Consider the following 19,875-nt stretch of genomic DNA (forward strand, 5'->3'; position numbering starts at 1 on the left):
AAGTCTTTCTGGTAGGCAATCTTGTCGAATCAAGTCTTGATACGTTTCGCGCTGCAAAATCAAATTTGCTTCGCTGTTTGCCACCACAACTGCTGCCGGTCGGGATAAGCGATTGTAGTTAGATGCCATACTGTAATTGTAAGCACCAGTTCCCATAACTACGAGAATATCCCCTGGCTCAGTTTTTGGGAGTTGGGCATTTTTAATCAAAATATCCCCTGATTCACAATGTTTACCAGCAATTGTGACAGTTTCAGTTAAGGGAACAGACATTTTATTAGCTACTACAGCTCGGTACTGTGACTGATAGGTAATCGGTCTAGGATTATCTGACATACCCCCATCTACGGCTATGTAGGTACGAATTTCGGGAATCACCTTGGATGAACCAATTGTATAAGCAGTGACGCAAGCTGTGGCAATTAGCGATCGCCCTGGTTCACATAATAACTTTGGCAAGGGTAGATTTGCGGCTGTACAGGCTGCTTGCACCACTTCACAAATCGCCTTTACCCATTCATTGATACTGGGAGGGTCGTCCGATTCTACATACCGAATCCCTAAACCACCACCGACATTCAACTGGGTCACATTTAACCCGTACTTAGCCGCATCCTGCAACCACTGCACCATCACAGCCGCTAAATCCTGATGGGGTTGGCGTTCAAAAATTTGCGAACCAATATGAGCGTGTAAACCTATACAGTTTAAAGCAGATTGCTGACTGACAAAGGTAAAAACTTCATCTAAATCGTTGGGATCGAAGCCAAATTTACTGTCTAGATGTCCCGTGCGAATGTATTCGTGAGTGTGACACTCGATCCCTGGTGTCAATCGCAACATCATCTGGATAGGCAGAAGCGAAGAATTGTCTGCTTGTTCCTGTGCTATTTCGACCAAGGTGTTTAACTCATACCAGTTATCTACCACAATCGGGGCACCAGACTCGATCGCTAAAGTTAGCTCTTGGCGAGATTTATTATTACCGTGGAGGTAGATTTTATCAGGACTAACACCTGCGCTGAGGGCGGTGTAGAGTTCCCCCCCAGATACGACATCGATTCCTAACCCTTCTGAGGCGACAATCGCGCAAATTGCCAAACAATTCCAAGCTTTGGAAGCATAAAGTACTTGAGATTCCCCCTGGTAGTATTGCTTCAAAGCATCCTGGTATTGCTGACAAGCCAAACGTAGGGTTTCTTCATCTAAAATATATAAAGGTGAGCCAAATTGCTGCACTAGGGTTGCGATATCACACCCACCAATTTCCAAGCAGCCATGACTATTTACTCTAGCCGTCAAGGGTAGGAGTTCTTGATTGGGCGAAGTGTTACGCCTTGGAGGTAAATACTGGCTACCAGTATGTTGAACCCCAATAGGGTGAGTCGATACCATAACTATAAGAGTTGTCCTTGTTCAAATTATGGGCGTGAGTTAGTCTCCCGATTCCCAGTTTACAAAGGGTTTGTAATCTTATTCAAATAAATGTGATCTCATTAGACTTAAAAATTCAACCACTGACATCAGATGATCTCAGTGCAGTGCTAGAACTTGATAAAGCCTGTTTTGGTGGTCTTTGGACATTAGAGGGCTACCAACGAGAGTTGGACAGCCCTAACAGTGATTTACTTGGTTTATTTTCCCCTGTCTCTAGCTTGAGTTTGCTAGGGATGGGTTGCTTTTGGTCAATTTTGGAAGAAGCCCACATCACAATTTTGGCAGTACATCCCCAATATCACTGTCAAGGTTTGGGACAAGCTTTACTCTATTCCCTTCTCAAGACAGCTAGCGATCGCGGTTTGGAGCGAGCTACCCTCGAAGTTCGAGCTTCCAACTTGGCGGCTATATCTTTATATCAAAAATTTGGTTTCAAAACAGCTGGGCGACGGCGGCGTTACTACAAGGATAATGACGAAGATGCCTTGATTCTGTGGCTTTCAGATCTCCAACAGCCGCAATTTCAAATAACTTTGCGCTCCTGGCAAACTATGGTAAGCGATCGCCTCAGCAAATCCTCCTGGCAATTCCTGTTTCCGTAGCTCAGCATCTCGAAAATCACTACTCAATAGTTAATAGTCAACAGTTCACGGTTATCAACTCTTGTAAGATGAACCGTGGAAATTTCACAAGAACTGGATATTGGCTGATTGAGGATGAAACAGGAAAACCTAGACACATAGGTAGATGAAAAAGCATTTTCTTTGTGATCTCCTTTATCTCCCTGATGGCTCTGGTCTCTTTTTGCCAAATTTTTGATAGTTTTGCGGTTGACTATTAACCGTCTTCATGAAAAAAATAAATTGCCTTGGAGGAATTTTTATGAGTATTTTTTATCTTTTGATACTTTAAGTTAATAAAAATATATCAATTAATAAAAATCTTGACTTTTGTATTTATATATGTTAAATATATCTGTTTGGTAGTGGTTGAAAAAATCAGAATTCCAGCAGTTTTTTGTGGGCAATCAATGCCGAAAAGGCTAGTTATGTCGCTCCCCTCAGTACAACAGCCACACAAAAGTAAAAAATATTCAATAATTATGCCATCAGCTTGAGTGATAGCGCGTGGATTTCTAGTATTTTTTATACAGATATCCAAAAGTCTAGCCTGTGCTAAAATCAGCGTACCGGCACGACGCAGGTGATGGGAAAAATGCCATGTTTGAACGCTTCACAGAAAAAGCTATTAAGGTAATCATGCTGGCCCAAGAAGAGGCCCGCCGTTTAGGCCACAATTTCGTCGGCACTGAACAGATCCTCCTGGGTCTGATCGGTGAAGGGACGGGAGTGGCGGCCAAGGTGCTGAAATCAATGGGCGTCAATCTTAAAGATGCCCGAATTGAGGTAGAAAAAATCATAGGCCGGGGTTCAGGCTTTGTCGCCGTGGAAATTCCCTTTACGCCACGGGCAAAGCGGGTTCTGGAACTATCCTTAGAAGAAGCGCGCCAATTAGGCCATAACTACATTGGCACCGAGCATCTGCTGTTGGGCCTGATCCGGGAAGGGGAAGGTGTGGCAGCCAGGGTGCTAGAAAACCTCGGCGTGGATCTATCTAAGGTTAGAACCCAAGTCATTCGGATGTTGGGAGAAACGGCGGAAGTATCACCTGGTGGTTCATCCAGCCGTACCAAAACTCCAACTTTGGATGAATTTGGCTCGAATCTGACCCAAATGGCAACGGACAACAAGCTCGATCCAGTGGTGGGACGCGCCAAAGAAATCGAGCGAGTTATTCAAATTTTGGGTCGCCGGACAAAAAATAACCCAGTGTTGATTGGCGAACCAGGGGTTGGTAAAACAGCGATCGCTGAAGGTTTAGCATCGCGCATTGCCAACAAAGATGTCCCTGACATCCTGGAAGATAAACGCGTGGTCACGCTGGATATTGGCTTGCTCGTAGCAGGAACTAAGTACCGGGGTGAATTTGAAGAACGTCTCAAGAAAATCATGGATGAAATCCGCTCTGCGGGTAACGTGATTCTCGTAATCGACGAAGTACATACCCTAATTGGTGCAGGTGCAGCAGAAGGCGCAATCGACGCTGCGAATATCCTCAAGCCAGCTTTGGCAAGAGGCGAGCTGCAATGCATTGGAGCGACAACCCTAGATGAATACCGCAAGCACATCGAGCGGGATGCAGCATTAGAGCGTCGCTTCCAACCAGTGATGGTAGGGGAACCAACAGTCGATGAGACAATTGAGATTTTATATGGTTTGCGCGATCGCTACGAGCAACACCACAAGTTAAAAATCTCTGATGAAGCATTGGTAGCGGCGGCAAAATTATCTGACCGTTACATTAGCGATCGCTACCTGCCAGATAAAGCTATCGACTTGGTCGATGAAGCAGGTTCTAGAGTTCGGTTGATTAACTCCCAACTGCCACCAGCAGCCAAAGAGTTAGACAAAGAACTGCGGCAAATCTTAAAAGAAAAAGATGATGCAGTTCGCTCCCAAGACTTTGACCGAGCTGGGGAATTGCGCGATCGCGAAATGGAAATCAAAGCCGAAATTCGCGCTATTGCTCAAAGCAAGACCAACGGCTCTGGTAACGAAGGTTTAGAACCTGTAGTTACTGAAGAGGACATCGCCCACATCGTCGCATCCTGGACTGGAGTTCCGGTGAACAAGCTCACCGAATCCGAATCCGAGAAGCTGTTGCACATGGAAGACACCTTACACCAGCGTCTAATTGGACAAGAAGATGCTGTGAAGGCAGTTTCCCGAGCAATTCGCCGCGCTCGTGTCGGTTTGAAGAATCCCAATCGACCCATCGCCAGCTTTGTCTTCTCAGGCCCCACTGGTGTTGGTAAAACCGAATTGGCAAAATCCTTGGCTTCTTACTTCTTTGGTTCCGAAGAAGCAATGATCCGCCTGGATATGTCGGAATATATGGAGCGTCACACCGTCAGCAAACTGATTGGTTCACCTCCAGGTTATGTTGGCTATAACGAAGGCGGTCAGCTAACCGAAGCAGTAAGGCGGCGTCCTTACACCGTGGTGCTATTCGACGAAATCGAAAAAGCCCACCCCGATGTTTTCAACATGCTGTTGCAAATTTTGGAAGACGGTCGCTTAACCGATGCTAAAGGTCGCACCGTTGACTTTAAGAACACCTTGCTGATTTTGACATCTAACATCGGTTCTAAGGTAATTGAAAAAGGCGGCGGCGGTATCGGCTTCGAGTTTGGCGAAGACCAAAGCGAATCACAATACAACCGCATTAAAACCTTGGTGAATGAAGAACTGAAGCAATACTTCCGTCCAGAGTTCCTCAACCGACTAGATGAAATCATCGTCTTCCGTCAGCTGAGCAAGCCTGAGGTGACACAAATCGCCGAAATCATGCTTAAAGAAGTATTTGGTCGCCTGACGGAAAAGGGTATCACCTTAGAAGTCACCGATCGCTTCAAAGACCGCCTGATTACAGAAGGCTACAGCCCCAGCTACGGCGCAAGACCATTACGCCGAGCAATTATGCGCTTGTTAGAAGATAGCTTGGCTGAAGAGATTCTCTCAGGCCGCATCAAAGATGGCGATACAGCGCTTGTTGACGTTGATGAAAACGGTAACGTTCAAGTCAGTTCTCAACAGCGTCGGGAATTGTTATCCCAAGGTGTTGAGTAAAATTTAAAATTTCAGATTTGGGATTAAATCTCAAGTTTAAAAATTCAAACGGTAGAGTATTAATTGCTCTACCGTTTTTTGTTATTATTACAACTTCTTAAATGGGAATACTAGTGGCAGAAAACTCCTGCCATTTATGATAGCTGCGATAGGCTAGACTAATGTGAAACTTGCTTGCACAATGATGTCGTTGTAGTCAAAATCGCCACCAAGAGGAAGATCTTCAAAGCCAAAGATATTATCTCCTAATAAACGAATATGATCGACTCTATCAGGGTTAGCGCCTAAAAATGTGAAGTAAACCGCTGGGTCATTACTAGGATTAGTATCTAAAAGCTGTTCAGGTTGCCCATTCGCAATAATGAAAGGAGCTAACAAAGTTCCACCTGTAAGTATGCTTGATGCTGTTGCAGTTGATTGATTTGCAACTGTCAAGTCAATCCCACTAACTCGATTTTTGACAGCTGCTTGAGCGTAACTTGCTTCCCCAGGAGTTAGGCTAGTTCCTGTTAAAGGATCAACAATTGTTCCTTGAGTATCTTTAATTTGATAGAAACCTACATAATTGTTGAAAGCTGCTTCCCGATTGATAGTAAATTCAGTTCTAATCTGTTTATCTACCAAGTTCCGAAAATCTAGTATTTCTGATTGGGGATTTCCTTGGAGAGTTGCTCCAATTGATGCAGATTGATTGGTTAGTTGAGCTTGAATAATCAGATCGGTAAAATCTTGACTGCCACTTCCATCTTCCCAGGAAAGGGTATAGTTGTTTGGGCTAGAGTTAGAAACCTGGAGAGATGAGCCAGTTGAAAGCAAGACTCGACTATCGGGTGTTTGTCCACTGAGAACAGCATCAGTTGTGCTGTTTTGCACTAGATAAAAACGGTAGTAATTATTAGCAGTCAGGTTGAGAGTTCGAGTGGGTGAAGCCGTAAAACCATTGGGGGAATTGTTTAAAGTAGAGAAGATAGTTTTTGCCCTTTGTAGAGCCAAATTTAGATAACCGGAAGCACCAGGACTAACACCGTTAATTGTTCCCTGCTCATCATCTACTACAAAGATCCCAATCTCATTTAATAGATTAGTATTACGACGATTTAGGGTAAGTAACACAGTGGAATCCATACCTCCGGTTTTGAAAGTGGAGTTATTAGGATTCCAAGAAAGAGAATTGACGCTAACTTGACTATCGTCATTAGTAATCGTGACAATTCCTTGAGCATTTGCAATTGTTGCGTTTGTAGCTTCACTGAGATTAACTGTAAAAGTTTCATCAGGCTCAACGATTGTATCGCTGTCGATAGCAATCGTAATTTCTTTGGTGACTTCGCCAAGATTAAATACTAAAGTGTCATTTTTTTCTGTATAGTCCGTACCTGTGTTAGCGAAGCTCGCCGCAGGCATCGCACTACCATCAGAAGTGGAGTAATTTACACTAATTGGTTGTGTACTCGCTTGAGACAATGTAACAGTAAGGACTGCATTTGTAACACCATTGTCTCCTTCTAGCACATTGATATTATTAATAGATAGTGAAGGAAGCGACTGACCAATTCTGACTTGATAGGGAGCGTAAGTAAATGTAGGTACGCTATCATCATCCTCAGCTACTGCATAAATATAGTAATCTCCCGGCTCAATTCCCTCAGGGTTCAAAACGTAGCTTCCAGAGCTATCTGTTTCTGAGATTCCTTCAGCAATTAGCAAACCATCAAAATTATTGCGATCGGTATCAAGGAAAAAGCTAATTTTAGCTTGAGAGTCAATATCAAATGCATCGTAATTGATGGTAATAGCCTGACTATTAACATCCTGATTGACCGAAGTAATACTAACTGTCGGAGCATTTGTGCCACCTAATGCTGCAAAGTCTACTTTACCTGGATCGGTATTGCTCAGTAGTTTAAAGTTCCAAATTCCCGCAGCAGGCTGATTAACACCAATGATTAGATGGGTATCATCACTCAGTTCTTCAACAATACGGATGTTACTTGTGTCGGAAATATCAGCTTCAGTGTAAATCTTTCCATCAGGTGCTTGCAGTTGAATTCCTGGTTTGCCAATATCATTTTCCCAATCGGCAGATAGTAACAACCAAGGAGTATTTACGCCAACATTAAAGCCTGCTTGAGCAATTTGAAATGAATTGAGATTGAGTTGAATAACTGTGTTGTTGAGAGTAACACTAACAGTATCATCCTCTGCTTTTAACAGTTGCAGTTGTTGAGCAGTGAGAGATTTACTGCGTACAAGATCTGAGAAAATTGCGCCTTCATCACCAGGAGAATCGGCGATGTTAATATGAGCATCAATCCAATGTCCAATCTCTTCTAGTAAAACTCCAGATATTGTTTCTAGATTTGTCTGGTTTTCTGTTAAAAACTCTCGTGCTATATAGATAGTATTTGTTGAGTCTGCATAAGCAGCATTGGCGTTACTAATATTACTAGCTGAGACAATTTCAATCTTTGGTAAAGCACTAAAATCTCCCGCCAACCAAGATTCTTTAATTGCAGTTGCAACTGTTCCATCCCAGTTGCTACCAAAAGCAATATTCAACGTCAGGGTGAAGTTTGAGGATGTAGAGAATTTTTGGAGATCTGATTGAGCAAGTGACCAGGCTTGCTGTGCAATTTCAGAGAGGGTAGAAGCATCTAGACTAGAAAGATTTGCATCATCAAGTCTTGTTATCGAAGAAACGGAACCTTCAGCTTGCTGCGCAATTTCTTCTATTTCCTTAAGTCCTAAAGGCTTGGTGTCACCATTCAATTTGACTTGTATGCCAGAAGGAACACCAAACAAATCGAGAACGTTAGAAACGCCTGGGATCTTGCCACCTGTCGAGATAAAATCATTGCTAAAGTTACCATCATTTGTAAATTGAACTTTAACAACAGCACTAGCAATTTCAACACCAGCAAGTTTGAACTTTTTCCAGAAGTCATTGTCAGGAGTTTTAAGTTTTCCTGCTCCTGTCATTGTGAAATTTAGTGCAGAGTTAGCATGGAAACCTGCTGTTGCTGTTAATATCCCTCCCAAAGCTTGAATATTTACACCAGCATTCAAAGTATCTTGATCCCAGTTGAGGATAGTATGAGCATTACCTGTAACTAGTCCTCCAGCAATTTTCAAGTTACCATTTGCATCCAGACGGTTGGCATCAATACTGCCACTCAATTCAAGTTCTACAAGAGAACCTGTAAAACTACCGCCCCAAGGTAGTGTAAGCGTTGGCAGAGGTGATAAAGCATCAGTAATTTTAATGCTATGTACAGTTGCAGCAAGTTTAGAGGCTGGATCGGAAAGTCCTGTAACACTAGCATCTAGCTTTTGGATTACCAGAGGTATGCCAGGGAGACTTGGTAAATTTCCCGTTCCCACCGCGACTCTAACTTCATTTAGATCCCAACCATCTTGGACTTGCTGGAATCCTAGCTTTGCACCAACTTCTAAACCAAAAGGAAATAAAATTCCCGCCGAACCACTGACTTTACCTGCTGGAGTATCTAAGTCTATAACTGTTTGTTTTAACTCCCATTTGCCAGGGACAATGGCAAGATTTTCTAGAAGAGTTAATGTGCCTACAGCATCAACTTCGACGCCATTAGCTTGATCTGCTGCGATCAGAATATATTTGTCAGGTGAGGAGAAATCAGCGCTACTCTTGAGATTGCGAAGTAAGGGAATTGAAACTTGAGCCTTACCTTGAATTTTAAGTGCCTCAGGCTGTTTTTGGTAGTTAAGCAACAGATCGCTGCTCTCAAAATCGAATAAGTTAGCAAATTTGAGAGATGTAGCAGGTACTTTAATTTGCCCTCCTGTGAAGCTGATGCCATCTTGCGCGATGAGCAGCCAGTTATCACCATTGATGTCTACAGAAGTACCACCCAACAATTCGGGAAGCTTAATCGTTCCTTGTAAGGCGATTTTTTCTGATTGCAGGGCTACTTTAGTGAAGTCAATGTCAAGGCCAACTAACTGAAATTCTGTTGATGAATTTAGCTTAGTATCTTCTAGAGATGCTGTTGTAGTCTGCCCTTTATTGATGCTGAAGTTACCAGAAAATAATGGTGCAGCTATATCTCCAATATTAGAATATACAACTCCATTTGCTTGAATTGCGGTTTGCAGATCGTATTGTAAACTACCATTTTTAATAGTAATTAGTGGATTGAAGGGAAACGGAATTGTCTTGTTGAGCAAGCCAACCTGAACATCACCAGAAACATTATAGGAGGTTTCAGCTACTTGTTGATACCTACCTTTAATCCGCAGTGGTTCAGGTTGTGGAATACTAACAATAACATTAGCAGTATTAGAAACTTCATCATATTCATCTTTAGCTACATAGGTGAAGTAATCTAATCCACTAAAAATTTCATTATGAGTGTAAGTAAACGTACCATCTGAATTAAAGTTTAATTTACCTTCAACAGGATTGAACTTTAATTCAGAGGTTAATTCATCCCCATCATCATCGCTATCATTAGTTAGTACATTCTCGTTTAACGGCTCGTTAGGAGTTATTTTGAAATTCTCATCATTTTGCGCAACGGGCGGAAGATTTCCTCTAAAAGAAGTAATAGTAAACTCAGAATCGCCTATGAATACGTTTGATGCGAAAAATCCTGGTAATGTTGAAACAAAATTATCATTATAAATTGATGCTAAAGGTGATAAACTACTAACTAAATCTATATTTTTAAATCCTAACCCAACATAAAAATTATCATAGCGATCGCCGAAATGTATAATAGTTCCATTTGGTAAATCACTTTCTAGATATGCCTCCAGTTCTGCTTTTTCTATGAATACATTATTAAATGTTGCATTAGATACTGCGTCAGGATACTCAACAGGATATCCTGGTAAAGTTGGAGGGCTTGGTAAAACAGATGTATCCAAGGTAAATTGTCCATTCCCCGCTTCCGTTTTAAAAAAAAACTTCAACATTTAATCTCTAATTTAGTTGTATAAGTAATTACCTAGGAAGTATAAACAAGTAGTTGCTTTGGTAACAATAGTAGCCCCACATTGAAGCAAGTAACTTTTTTACCTATTATTAACCGTAAAAACTCTATTTTCAGAGCTAAAACTCGCCTAAACATTCCTTAACGGACAAACACCACTACATTTACAAGATTTAAATTACTTAGTATAAAGTAACGGTAAAGACTTGCAGAGAAACGGCGGGTGCAATATCCAAGTAAAAAAACTAGTAGTTATGAGTTACATTAAAAACATTAATAAACAAAATTATTACTTATGCAATTAAGTATACTTCTCGTTAGAAGATAGCCTCATCCGAAATTAATACTCTCATTTTTGTGATTTCTGAATTGCGTAGTATAGAAGAAGCGATCGCACATTATTTTGCGTTGAGATAGAATCAACATAAGTCGGAAATTATTGCGAATTTATAGAACTATCAAAATCTATGACTCAAACAGATAAGACGGAAATAGAAACCATAGAAATACCTATAAAATCTCAAAACATCAGCCGTCGTGAATTTATGAAATTGCCATTAGAAGAACAGCGACGCATCTTGGCAGAACAAGCTGAATTAATGTTACCCCAGTACCAGCAAAATACAGAATGGCAAAAATTAGAGGCAGGAGATTTGGTTGATTATTAGTACTCCTAGTCCTAAACGTGGTGATATTTAGCTAGCTAATTTTGATCCAACAGTAGGAGCAGAAATTAAAAAAGTTCGACATGCTGTAGTCGTAAGTTCTGATGGTGTTGGTAAATTGCCTATTAAATTGATTGCACCAATAACAGACTGGAAGGAATATTACGCAGGCAATATCTGGCACATCAAAATTGAACCAGATACTATGAATAGTTTGTCAAAAGCTCCTGCTGTAGACGCATTACAATTACGTGGGATGGACGTACAAAGATTTATCCATAAAATTGGAGAATGTTCAACTGAAGTTATGGAGGAAATCGCTGCGGCTATTGCTGCGGTAGTTGAATATTATTAATAAAGAGATTAAATTTAAAATAAAAAATTAAAAACCGGGCGATCGCCTGGTTTTCCGCATTGAAATTTTCAACAGTTTCCTGAACAATCTCTTGGTATTATTGCGTTTAGCGAAGCCCAAGAAGTTTATCTGTTGATCGAAAGAATAAAACAACTACAACAATTAAAAAATTGATAATTGGTAATGAACCTTTAGATAATGATTTATGACTGCGATAGGACATCATTACGTATATTTAATTCACCGTTTCTAGAATTGACTGTAATTTCAGTAACCGCTCTTCTGCCTTTGCCAAAGTTTCTGGCTTCTTGCTAAAACAAAATCTAATAAATTTTTTACCTGCTTCTGATTGCGAGAAAAAGCCAGATCCAGGAACTACTGCAACACCAATTTCTTTAGTTAAATATGTAGCAAATTCTACATCATTTTTGTAACCAAAGCTGGAAATATCAGCAAACACATAGTACGCTCCTTTAGGAATAGAATAAGGAATTCCCACTCTATCTAAAATTTGCAGAATATCGTTTCGCTTTTGTTGATATCGCTTTGCTAATTCTTGGTAGTAGGTAATAGGAAGCTGCATTGCAGCAACACCAGCCCTTTGTAAAGGTGCGGGTGCGCCAACGGTGAGAAAATCATGAACTTTGCGAATTGCTCCTGTTAATTCAGGATTTGATAGAATATAGCCGACTCGCCATCCAGTTACACTATAAGTTTTAGAAAGACCATTAATAGTAACTGTTCGTTCTTCCATTCCTGGCAAAGTTGCCATTGCAATATGCTGTGTTTCATCATAAAGAATGTGTTCATAAATTTCATCTGTGAATACCAACACATCCCATTTTTGACACAATTCAGCGATTAAATTTAGTTCTTCACGAGTAAATACTTTTCCAGTTGGGTTATGAGGCGTGTTAATAATAATGGCTTTTGTACGTTCATTAAATGTCTGACGTAGTTCTGCTTCGTCAAATGTCCATTCAGGAGGATGCAATGATACATAACGAGGAGTTGCACTAGCTAAAATCACATCTGGCCCGTAGTTTTCGTAATACGGTTCAAAGATGATGACTTCATCACCTGGGTTTATAGTTGCCAGCATTACCGCAGCCATTGCTTCTGTAGAACCACAGGTAACAGTAATTTGTCGTTCTGGATCAATATTTAAGCCCAAATACCATTTAACTTTCTCTGCGATCGCGTGACGAAAAGCTTTGTCTCCCCAGGTAATAGCATATTGATTAATGTCTTCTTCAATTGCCTCGCAAGCTGCCCTTTTTAACTCAGGCGGACAAGGAAAATCAGGAAATCCCTGCGCCAAATTCACCGCACCGTATTGTAATGCGACTCTCGTCATTTCTCGAATGACTGACTCTGTAAACTGGTTTGCCTTATCTGAGATTCTTTGTTTTCCTGTTGTAGTCACGCTCATTCCTCGTATGTGATCTGTAATTTACATTAAATCGATAAATTTACCGTATATTTTAGCAATAACTTGGGCATTACTTTGGGTGATTAGGGCTACTGAGAGAACAAACGCTTCTCCAACACTAGGATATATGCAGTTGCTTCTAAGGGAATGTAATGCCTTAAAAATCATTAATAATTTTTTGCTAAGGCGAAGAAAGAGCATCGGCATAGAAATTCCCGTCAAGTTTGCTATAGCGCTAATTAATACCATTTTGGATTTTAGATTTTAGATTTTGGATTGTGAAACATCTATTGGATAAGCATTTCAGATTTCCATTTGTCGCAATCATTTTTCAAATTGGTATAAGAATAAATTATTAAGGCTGAAGGATGATGATATTTCATAATTTTACAGAGGGATGGTAGGAAGCTGAGTTATTTGCTTGTAAAGATGAAGCAGAGAGTTAACTCAACACGGCAAATGAGGATGCAATCTTTAAACAAGAAGTTGAAGTTTGGAATCAGTGGATTTAACTGTCTAAAATTCTACTAATTGAGAATTGAAGTTCAATATACTTAAAACCCTAAATCAGCAAAGATCATGTATAACCACAACCAGTCTTCTTTTTCCCACGGTTCTACACCTGGTTCGCTGTCAATCCGGCGCGGACAGTACTTCAACTATGTAGTGCCGAGTGGTTGGCGAGTGGTCGAGGATGGGCAATTTGCCGTTGTCCTTTTTTCCTCAGACAATGCTGCTCTGACGATTATGGTAGGAAATTCCGGACTGCCAGCAAACTACAACCCCTGGCAGTTTGTCTACGAGAAGCTGTTGGCAATGCAGCCCTATGAACTTCGGATTGGTCAGCCCCGCCCAGCTCAACCAATTGCTGGATGCACGGTCGCTTATGAGTTTGACTACATATATAGCTTCAATGGTATTCCCTGCCGAGGGATTGCCAAGTGCAACGTGGCATATAGCTACAACATGTGTACAATGGTGATGACTTGTGCAGCATCGCATGAATCACAGTGGGCAAATTATGCCTCATGGTTACCGCAGATAGCGGGTCAAGTAACAGCAACAAATGGGGCTGCGTTCGGAATACAAGGGATTATGGCGCAGAACATAGAAATCTCCCTTGCCGAAGGGCAGCGGCTCAGGGAATACCGCGAATGGTCGGAGCGCACTTGGGAAGAGGTAAACCGCCAACGAAGTCAATCTGTAGATCGTCAAAACGTCCAATTTCGTGAAAACCTTGGCAATGTGACAACTTGGACGAACCCATATGGATATGCAAACGTCGAGCTGCCGACAAGCCATAACTATTTTTGGATGAATCGTCAAGGACAAATCTATGGCACGAATGACCCAAGGGAAAATCCGAACATTGGTTCAACTCAAGATTGGGCAAGAATGAATCGATATCAGCCCTAATGCGCTGCAATCACCCTAATAATGGAAAAATCTTACGCTAATTTAAGATTACCCTCTTGTATCAGATCGACTCTATATTTGTAAAAATTACCAAATCTCTAACTATGGCGTAGGATGGATAGCCGTGTTTTGAGCCGAGATGATCTTCCAGCGCCCTGCCTGCTTCTGAAAAACATACTTCATGCGCGTTTTGAGTACTCCCGGCTTTGTCGGTTCTACACCTGGAGGCAGAGCATCATAAGCGCGTAGTGTTTGTACTGTCTCCACAATAGCTGCTTGTGATCCGATCAGGCGCACCTTCCAAATTTCCACTTCAAGGTGAGTTTTCTTGAAAATGCCACTGAACAGTGCCGCGTGCCGCTCTCTAGTCGCATTCTGTCCCTCAAAGTGTGTGCCAATAATGTTAATAAAATCACTGTCTTGACTGAAGTCCCGAACCCATGCTTGTGCATCATGTTGATTCCAAGCTTTAGTTTGCTCAGTAAGTAGTTTGCGGATAGCGATTTCATCTGGTACTTGAGCAATTACTAACAAAGGAATTAAGACGAGTAAGACAGCACTCATCCCTATCCAGGTAGGGCGCGAATAAATCATTATCAACTTTAATTAAATTAATGGCAATTAAATGACACGAAAATGAGGCATTGGCTCAATTTTACTTGAAAAGGAATCAAGATTCGCCGCGTTTGCTCATTTTAATTCCAACTTATAGTACGAACAATTTACAGGTCAAACAGTTCCACAAATCAACGATCAGGAAAGCAATTATGATTGATTTTGAACCTTGGGATATGCTACTTCGTCAGTATGTTGATGAACATGGTCGTGTAGACTATCTTGCTTGGAAAACCCAACAACCTCAAGTACTTACTGATTGGTTGGGAAGCCAAAAAAAGCTACTTCTGAATTCTAATTCCAACAATCTAGAGCAATTAGCATTGTGGATCAATCTCTACAATGCATTTACCATTGCGACAATTTTAGAAATGTATCCGCTTAAGTCAATTCTGCCGCGATTTTTAGGAATTCCTAATTGGCTGGCTTTTTTATGGTTCTTTCAACGTCGAGCTTATGATATCTTTGGTAAACGTTACAGCCTAGCCCAAATTGAGAACCAAATTCTCAGAGATAAGTTACAAGAACCACGCATTCATTTTGCCATTGTCTGCGCCTCTGTTGGTTGTCCTTTATTACGACGGGGAGCTTATTTTCCTGAACAAGTTATTCAACAGTTAGATGAAGATACCCATCGTTTCATTAACAACCCTGAGAAAGTTCGTTATGACTTTCAAAGCCAAACGCTCTATTGTAATAAAATTTTTAAGTGGTATCGTCAGGACTTTTTAAAGATTGCGCCCTCAATTCCAGAATACATTAACTCCTATTTAAAAACAGACTTGCCCTTAACTGCCTCAACGCCAATATCTTATCTTCACTACGACTGGAGCTTGAATCAGCGAATGTCTTGATAAAATTGCTTGAGATAGTTGGCATCAACACCAATCCCCCACAAAATGCCGATGTAAAGGTAGATTGCAGTAGCTTTCCAACTACCCCAACGTGCTACTCGGCGATCTGAGCTTTGAACGGTGCGATTTACTAAAGAAATTCGTCCTTTTTGCACCAATTTCAGGCATAAATCGCCATCCTCCATAATCGGTAATTCCTCATCAAATCCACCGCAATCCCAAAAGTCAGTTCGGCGACAGAACATAACTTGGTCTCCAAACAAAAGACGCAATCCTTTAAAAAACAACAGAGGTTTAAACAATAAAGGCGCGTAGTAGGTTTTTAGATAGTTGTGTAACGAGATACCCCAGCGAGTATTTTGAGAGCCTACCATCAGCGAAATAAATCCTCCACAGGCAACTTTTGGCTCTGTCAAGGTTTTCTCAATGACAGCTATCAAATCATCGGGAACCGAAGTATCTGCATGGAGAAAGCAGAGAATATCTCCACTGGCAGCCGATGCTCCACAGTTCATTTGGATAGAACGCCCACGCTGTTCACAAAAGAGAACTTGCACATTTAATGGTTGATTAAATGATTCCCAACTTTGTTTAGCGATCGCAATTGTCTCATCTTCACTACCACCGTCTACTACTATCACCTCTTTTGCTGGTGGGTTAAGTAGAGTGAGTTGGCGCAGCGTGCGCCCTAAACTGGCTGCTTCGTTTAAAGTCGGGATGATAATCGAAACTTGAGACATACACTTCAAAGAGTTTTGTCATCGTTATATTTTACTGCTCTGGTGTCTCTGAGCTTGAGTCCAAAGAAAAAGCGGGCAATGTTGATCCGCTTGACCAATAGATCGTACAAAATTCCTGTAACTACAAGAGTTGCAGTACTAATAATCAAAAACTTTGCTGTTATGCCCAAATTCCATTGCACCACGTAAAACGCGATCGCAACTAAAACTGTCTGGTGCAGCAAATAAAATGGATAAGAAGCTTGGGAGGCATATTGCAAAATACTGTGATTAAACCATTTGGGACGCAATGCACCTTCAATCACAGCCTATGGTAGAGCAGGTAAGAAAATAGCTCCAGGCAGTTTCATCCAATTTGCAATGGTAGAATACCAGCGCTGACCTTTTTCTGATTTGAAGAATAACAAGACTGGCAGAGTAATTAGAGATATCGTAAATAAGTAAATTAAAAACCACAGGTGTGCCCACTCAAAATTGCCTTGAGGAGGAATACCCGTATGCAACTAGGGGTTCCTCCCAAGGATTCCTCCGTGGCCCAGCCACAACAAGCTGGACTTAATCAAGATATCAGGCTGGATATGAAGAAGGGCGAAGGAGAAATATTGCGCGAATAAAAAGTTATTTAAAAATTAAATATTGCTGTGTTATGCCACTACATTTAAATTTCTGAAAAACATAGCATAAATTATTTGCGAATAAGAAGATTGCCGATTTATTTAATAAATTTGGAATTTGAATATTTAGATTTTCAATTACCAAAAATCAAGAAAATTTCTATGACTCAAACTTGGCTGTGGATTGGTGTCATCAGTATGGCATTAGGAAGTGTTTTTTTTGGCATAGGGGCACACAATGCTAAAAATGAACGCTGGCAAATACTATATACACTTAATTTTTTCATTTGCTTGATTGCTGCTGGGCTATATTTAACAATGGCACTCGGTCAAGGAGTTAATATCATCAATGGTCGCCCAACATATTGGGTGAGATTTGTCACTTGGTTTTGTTCAACGCCGCTGTTGCTGCTCGATTTGACTTACTTAGGAAAAACTAGCCTACCGATTACAGGTAGCTTATTGGGAGCAAACGCTTATATGCTTGCCACTGGCTTCCTGGCTACAATTACACCCAAGCCAACTAGCTACATTTGGTATATTATTAGTTGCGCTGCTTACCTTGCTATTTTTTACTTATTAGTGAAGCCGTATCGCATTGAAGCAGAACGCAAACATCCCCGATCCAAGCAAGCATTCCGTAAGCTGGTGACTGTGCATTTAGTGCTATGGACACTCTATCCAATTGTGTGGATTCTCAGCCCAGAAGGGTTCAGCGCTTTTGATCAAGGTCTGGAAGCAATGTCCTATACAATACTGGATATTGCCTCTAAAGTTGGGTTTGGTTTTCTATCGTTAAACACCCTACGTAATATAGAGCAAGCAAGAGAACCGATTAGTGAATCGCAGTTAAAACAGGTATTTTGAGAAATAAAACTGCATTTTTCCTAATTGGAAAACAATTCAAAATTACACCAACTATATTGGGAGAACTAAGAATACCCTTTACTCAAATCAGGGTTGGGATGAGTAAATCGGTGTTCTAGTTCTGAGCATGGTAGCTAGCTTTCAGCAATTTTCCCCAATTTGCGTCATAGGGATGCACAAGCTGCGTTGGATAATTGTCGTCTTTAAAAATTGGTCGTCCTTCATTTGCCCACTGAAAAATACCACCACTCAAATTTAAAATAGAAGTAAACCCTTGCCTCTGAAGCTGTTGGGCAACCTTGGCACTACGATAGCCAATTGAACAGTACACAACAATTGGTGTGTCTTTTGAAATGTTCAAGGTTGCTGAGAAGTCTGGCGCAATGGGGTCAATGTGTACTGCTGCTTTCAGATGGCTGACTTCATACTCTGCTTGACTTCTGGCATCAAGTATAAACGGCTGCGACTTTGCAAGATTTAATAACCACTCAGCAAAATCTGCTGTCGTAATTTGCTCGACAGTTGGAAATTTCAGCCTGATGAAAAGGTTGAGTAAGTTTAAAACTAGTGATGTTTGACTACAAGCTGCTATGAGTTTACGCAATTTGTAAAATTTATTTTTTCCTAACAGTAGGTTTCCAATTAATATTAGTTTACATTACTTGTCTTAGAGGTTGTTTGAAAAGTGGTAGGCTGTGCTTTTAAGCACTTGTTGCTCCCCCCAGCCCTTAAAAACTACGGTGTATACACAAGTCCACCCAGAGCGAGTTTCCAGCCAAGAAAGATAGATTCAAATTGTCTTAAACCATGAACAAGGGTAGGCATTCCAGGAGGTCTTTGAGAGGTATAACCAGACCAACCACCAAGTCGAGCAATTATCCAAGTAGCCCAAGGCAAACAACCCCTTGGATAAGGATTTTGCAGTTTTTTGGTATCGCCTTCAACAGAAGTTTGAATTACAGATAAGCATTGCTGCTGCTTTTCACAAAAGGTCAGTTCGGCAGAAAGTTGAGTATTATCGCGTCCTTCAACCATTTGTAAGGTTCGCACGGCTACGGACAAAGCAAGGATTGTGAGGCGTTGGATTGCAATACTAGACTCTAACTGAGTCGCTTCTAAATTCAATCCTGCTTTTTTGAGAGTGGCGAAAAGTTGTTCAATCTTCCATCGCCATCCATACCACTGAATCATTCGCAGCGCCTGTTCCAAGCAAACAACTTCGTGTGTGGTCAGCAAGCGCCAATGAATCGGTTCTTGTCCTGTGGGAGGTTGGACTTCCAGAGCTTCTACTGCATAAACAGTTACACTCGGAGGATAGCCAAAAACGCTTAATTTATCGGGGCGTTGAATCTCAACTCGTCCGCAACGAACAACCAGCAACGCTTCTCTTGCTATCCGCTTGCGACGTGAATCTGCGGCTAAGTTAATGATATAAGTACCTTCACAAGGCTGCTGACTTAAGTAGTCGAATAGTGATTGAGATTGTCCTAACAATCGGCGGTCTTGGCAAGCTCGGATCAGCAGATGATTGTTTTTGTTGGGTACAGTGGCAAATTCCTCAAATAGATCCGATTCGCGGTCGCCAATGTGAGTTACCATCTTCGCTCTACCCGCTTCAAAGCATTTGTGACTCTCCGATGCCGAAGCTAACCATTTGTAGGATTCCTTCTCCTCAATTGGTAAATTTTTATAGCCTCGTTCATGTTTATCTGCATGGTTTATATCTCGACTCCACAGTTTTACCGTGCTTAATCCTAATGGAAACCCACTCTCACCATCCAATACCAGTGTTGGATGGATATAAAACCCTACATCTGTATTATTCCCTACTACTCCTAATCCTGACAGTGACAGCCTACCGGCATGAGACTGTAAGTTAATTTCGCTACTATCGCTTATTGCTAATACGTGCCGTTCCTTTACCCGAGCTTGGCAATCATCCGAAAGGCTACGTACTAGTTCTGATACTGTGACGTTTTCATTCTCCAAAAACCGATAATAAGCCATCTGTTCTGCCCAATTTCGACTTATTTGTCGGATATTTATCGATTGATGCTGACGAATCGCCTCATATAATGCTGCCCCCTTTTTATCAACCTGGGGTCTCCAAATGCCGTTCCTGGTGTCGTCGAAGCGTGAATTAAGATGGGATTATCCATAGTTTTTGCTTCTCAAAAATTCTCTGCACCTACTTTACATCCAACTTGTGTATACACGGTAG

General features: G+C 41.2%; 14 protein-coding genes and 1 pseudogene. 7 read left to right on the forward strand and 8 right to left on the reverse strand.

Annotation, left to right across the window (positions count from 1 at the left end; all coding sequences use genetic code 11):
• Nucleotides 1-1,395 (reverse strand): diaminopimelate decarboxylase (lysA, locus tag BV372_RS20265; protein WP_143845214.1); only part of this gene is annotated, 1,395 nt, incomplete at its 3' end.
• A gap of 92 nt (nucleotides 1,396-1,487) precedes the next feature.
• Between lysA and rimI the strand changes: the two genes are divergently transcribed.
• Together rimI and BV372_RS20275 are read left to right on the forward strand one after the other, a co-directional pair.
• Nucleotides 1,488-2,039 carry a ribosomal protein S18-alanine N-acetyltransferase gene (gene rimI / locus BV372_RS20270; RefSeq protein ID WP_086688291.1) on the forward strand — a complete coding sequence of 184 codons (552 nt, stop codon included), beginning with the start codon at nucleotides 1,488-1,490 and terminating at the stop codon, nucleotides 2,037-2,039.
• A gap of 618 nt (nucleotides 2,040-2,657) precedes the next feature.
• Nucleotides 2,658-5,126 carry an ATP-dependent Clp protease ATP-binding subunit gene (locus BV372_RS20275; RefSeq protein WP_086688292.1) on the forward strand — a complete coding sequence of 823 codons (2,469 nt, stop codon included), beginning with the start codon at nucleotides 2,658-2,660 and terminating at the stop codon, nucleotides 5,124-5,126.
• 153 nt (nucleotides 5,127-5,279) lie between these two features.
• On the opposite strand, the gene BV372_RS20280 is transcribed toward BV372_RS20275, so the two are convergent.
• Nucleotides 5,280-10,079 (reverse strand): DUF4114 domain-containing protein, encoded by a 4,800-nt coding sequence (locus tag BV372_RS20280; protein ID WP_086688293.1) that lies wholly within the window; start codon nucleotides 10,077-10,079, stop codon nucleotides 5,280-5,282.
• 484 nt (nucleotides 10,080-10,563) lie between these two features.
• On the opposite strand from BV372_RS20280, the gene BV372_RS20285 reads away from it, so the two are divergent.
• Both BV372_RS20285 and BV372_RS20290 read left to right on the forward strand, forming a co-directional pair.
• A complete protein-coding gene (locus BV372_RS20285) occupies nucleotides 10,564-10,764 on the forward strand; it encodes a hypothetical protein (RefSeq protein ID WP_256973342.1) in 201 nt (66 codons plus the stop codon).
• Nucleotides 10,765-10,807: 43 nt separating this feature from the next.
• Nucleotides 10,808-11,116, forward strand: a pseudogene (locus BV372_RS20290) (type II toxin-antitoxin system PemK/MazF family toxin); the annotation flags it as partial.
• A 235-nt stretch (nucleotides 11,117-11,351) separates the two neighbouring features.
• Here BV372_RS20290 and BV372_RS20295 read toward each other — a convergent pair.
• Nucleotides 11,352-12,548 carry a pyridoxal phosphate-dependent aminotransferase gene (locus BV372_RS20295; RefSeq protein ID WP_086688295.1) on the reverse strand — a complete coding sequence of 399 codons (1,197 nt, stop codon included), beginning with the start codon at nucleotides 12,546-12,548 and terminating at the stop codon, nucleotides 11,352-11,354.
• A gap of 579 nt (nucleotides 12,549-13,127) precedes the next feature.
• Between BV372_RS20295 and BV372_RS20305 the strand changes: the two genes are divergently transcribed.
• Nucleotides 13,128-13,964: a hypothetical protein gene (locus BV372_RS20305; protein WP_086688297.1), complete on the forward strand. Its 837-nt coding sequence runs from the start codon at nucleotides 13,128-13,130 to the stop codon at nucleotides 13,962-13,964.
• 102 nt (nucleotides 13,965-14,066) lie between these two features.
• Here BV372_RS20305 and BV372_RS20310 read toward each other — a convergent pair whose 3' ends face one another.
• Entirely contained in the window at nucleotides 14,067-14,558 is a 492-nt protein-coding gene (locus BV372_RS20310) for an SgcJ/EcaC family oxidoreductase (protein ID WP_086688298.1), read from the reverse strand.
• Nucleotides 14,559-14,731: 173 nt separating this feature from the next.
• Between BV372_RS20310 and BV372_RS20315 the strand changes: the two genes are divergently transcribed.
• A complete protein-coding gene (locus tag BV372_RS20315) occupies nucleotides 14,732-15,433 on the forward strand; it encodes a DUF547 domain-containing protein (protein ID WP_086688299.1) in 702 nt (233 codons plus the stop codon).
• On the opposite strand, the gene BV372_RS20320 is transcribed toward BV372_RS20315, so the two are convergent.
• Both BV372_RS20320 and BV372_RS20325 read right to left on the reverse strand, forming a co-directional pair.
• Nucleotides 15,418-16,173, reverse strand: coding sequence for a TIGR04283 family arsenosugar biosynthesis glycosyltransferase (locus tag BV372_RS20320; RefSeq protein ID WP_086688300.1), 756 nt, complete (start codon nucleotides 16,171-16,173; stop codon nucleotides 15,418-15,420). The genes BV372_RS20315 and BV372_RS20320 overlap by 16 nt on opposite strands.
• 5 nt (nucleotides 16,174-16,178) lie before the next feature.
• Nucleotides 16,179-16,478, reverse strand: coding sequence for a hypothetical protein (locus BV372_RS20325; protein ID WP_086688301.1), 300 nt, complete (start codon nucleotides 16,476-16,478; stop codon nucleotides 16,179-16,181).
• A 471-nt stretch (nucleotides 16,479-16,949) separates the two neighbouring features.
• On the opposite strand from BV372_RS20325, the gene BV372_RS20335 reads away from it, so the two are divergent.
• Nucleotides 16,950-17,654, forward strand: coding sequence for a bacteriorhodopsin (locus BV372_RS20335; protein WP_086688308.1), 705 nt, complete (start codon nucleotides 16,950-16,952; stop codon nucleotides 17,652-17,654).
• A gap of 115 nt (nucleotides 17,655-17,769) precedes the next feature.
• Here BV372_RS20335 and BV372_RS20340 read toward each other — a convergent pair whose 3' ends face one another.
• Nucleotides 17,770-18,258: a rhodanese-like domain-containing protein gene (locus BV372_RS20340; RefSeq protein ID WP_256973343.1), complete on the reverse strand. Its 489-nt coding sequence runs from the start codon at nucleotides 18,256-18,258 to the stop codon at nucleotides 17,770-17,772.
• Nucleotides 18,259-18,389: 131 nt separating this feature from the next.
• Entirely contained in the window at nucleotides 18,390-19,718 is a 1,329-nt protein-coding gene (locus BV372_RS20345) for an IS4 family transposase (RefSeq protein WP_086688303.1), read from the reverse strand.
• Between the last annotated feature and the right edge of the window lie 157 nt (nucleotides 19,719-19,875).

It is taken from the genome of Nostoc sp. T09, assembly GCF_002154695.1.
Lineage (GTDB): Bacteria > Cyanobacteriota > Cyanobacteriia > Cyanobacteriales > Nostocaceae > Aulosira.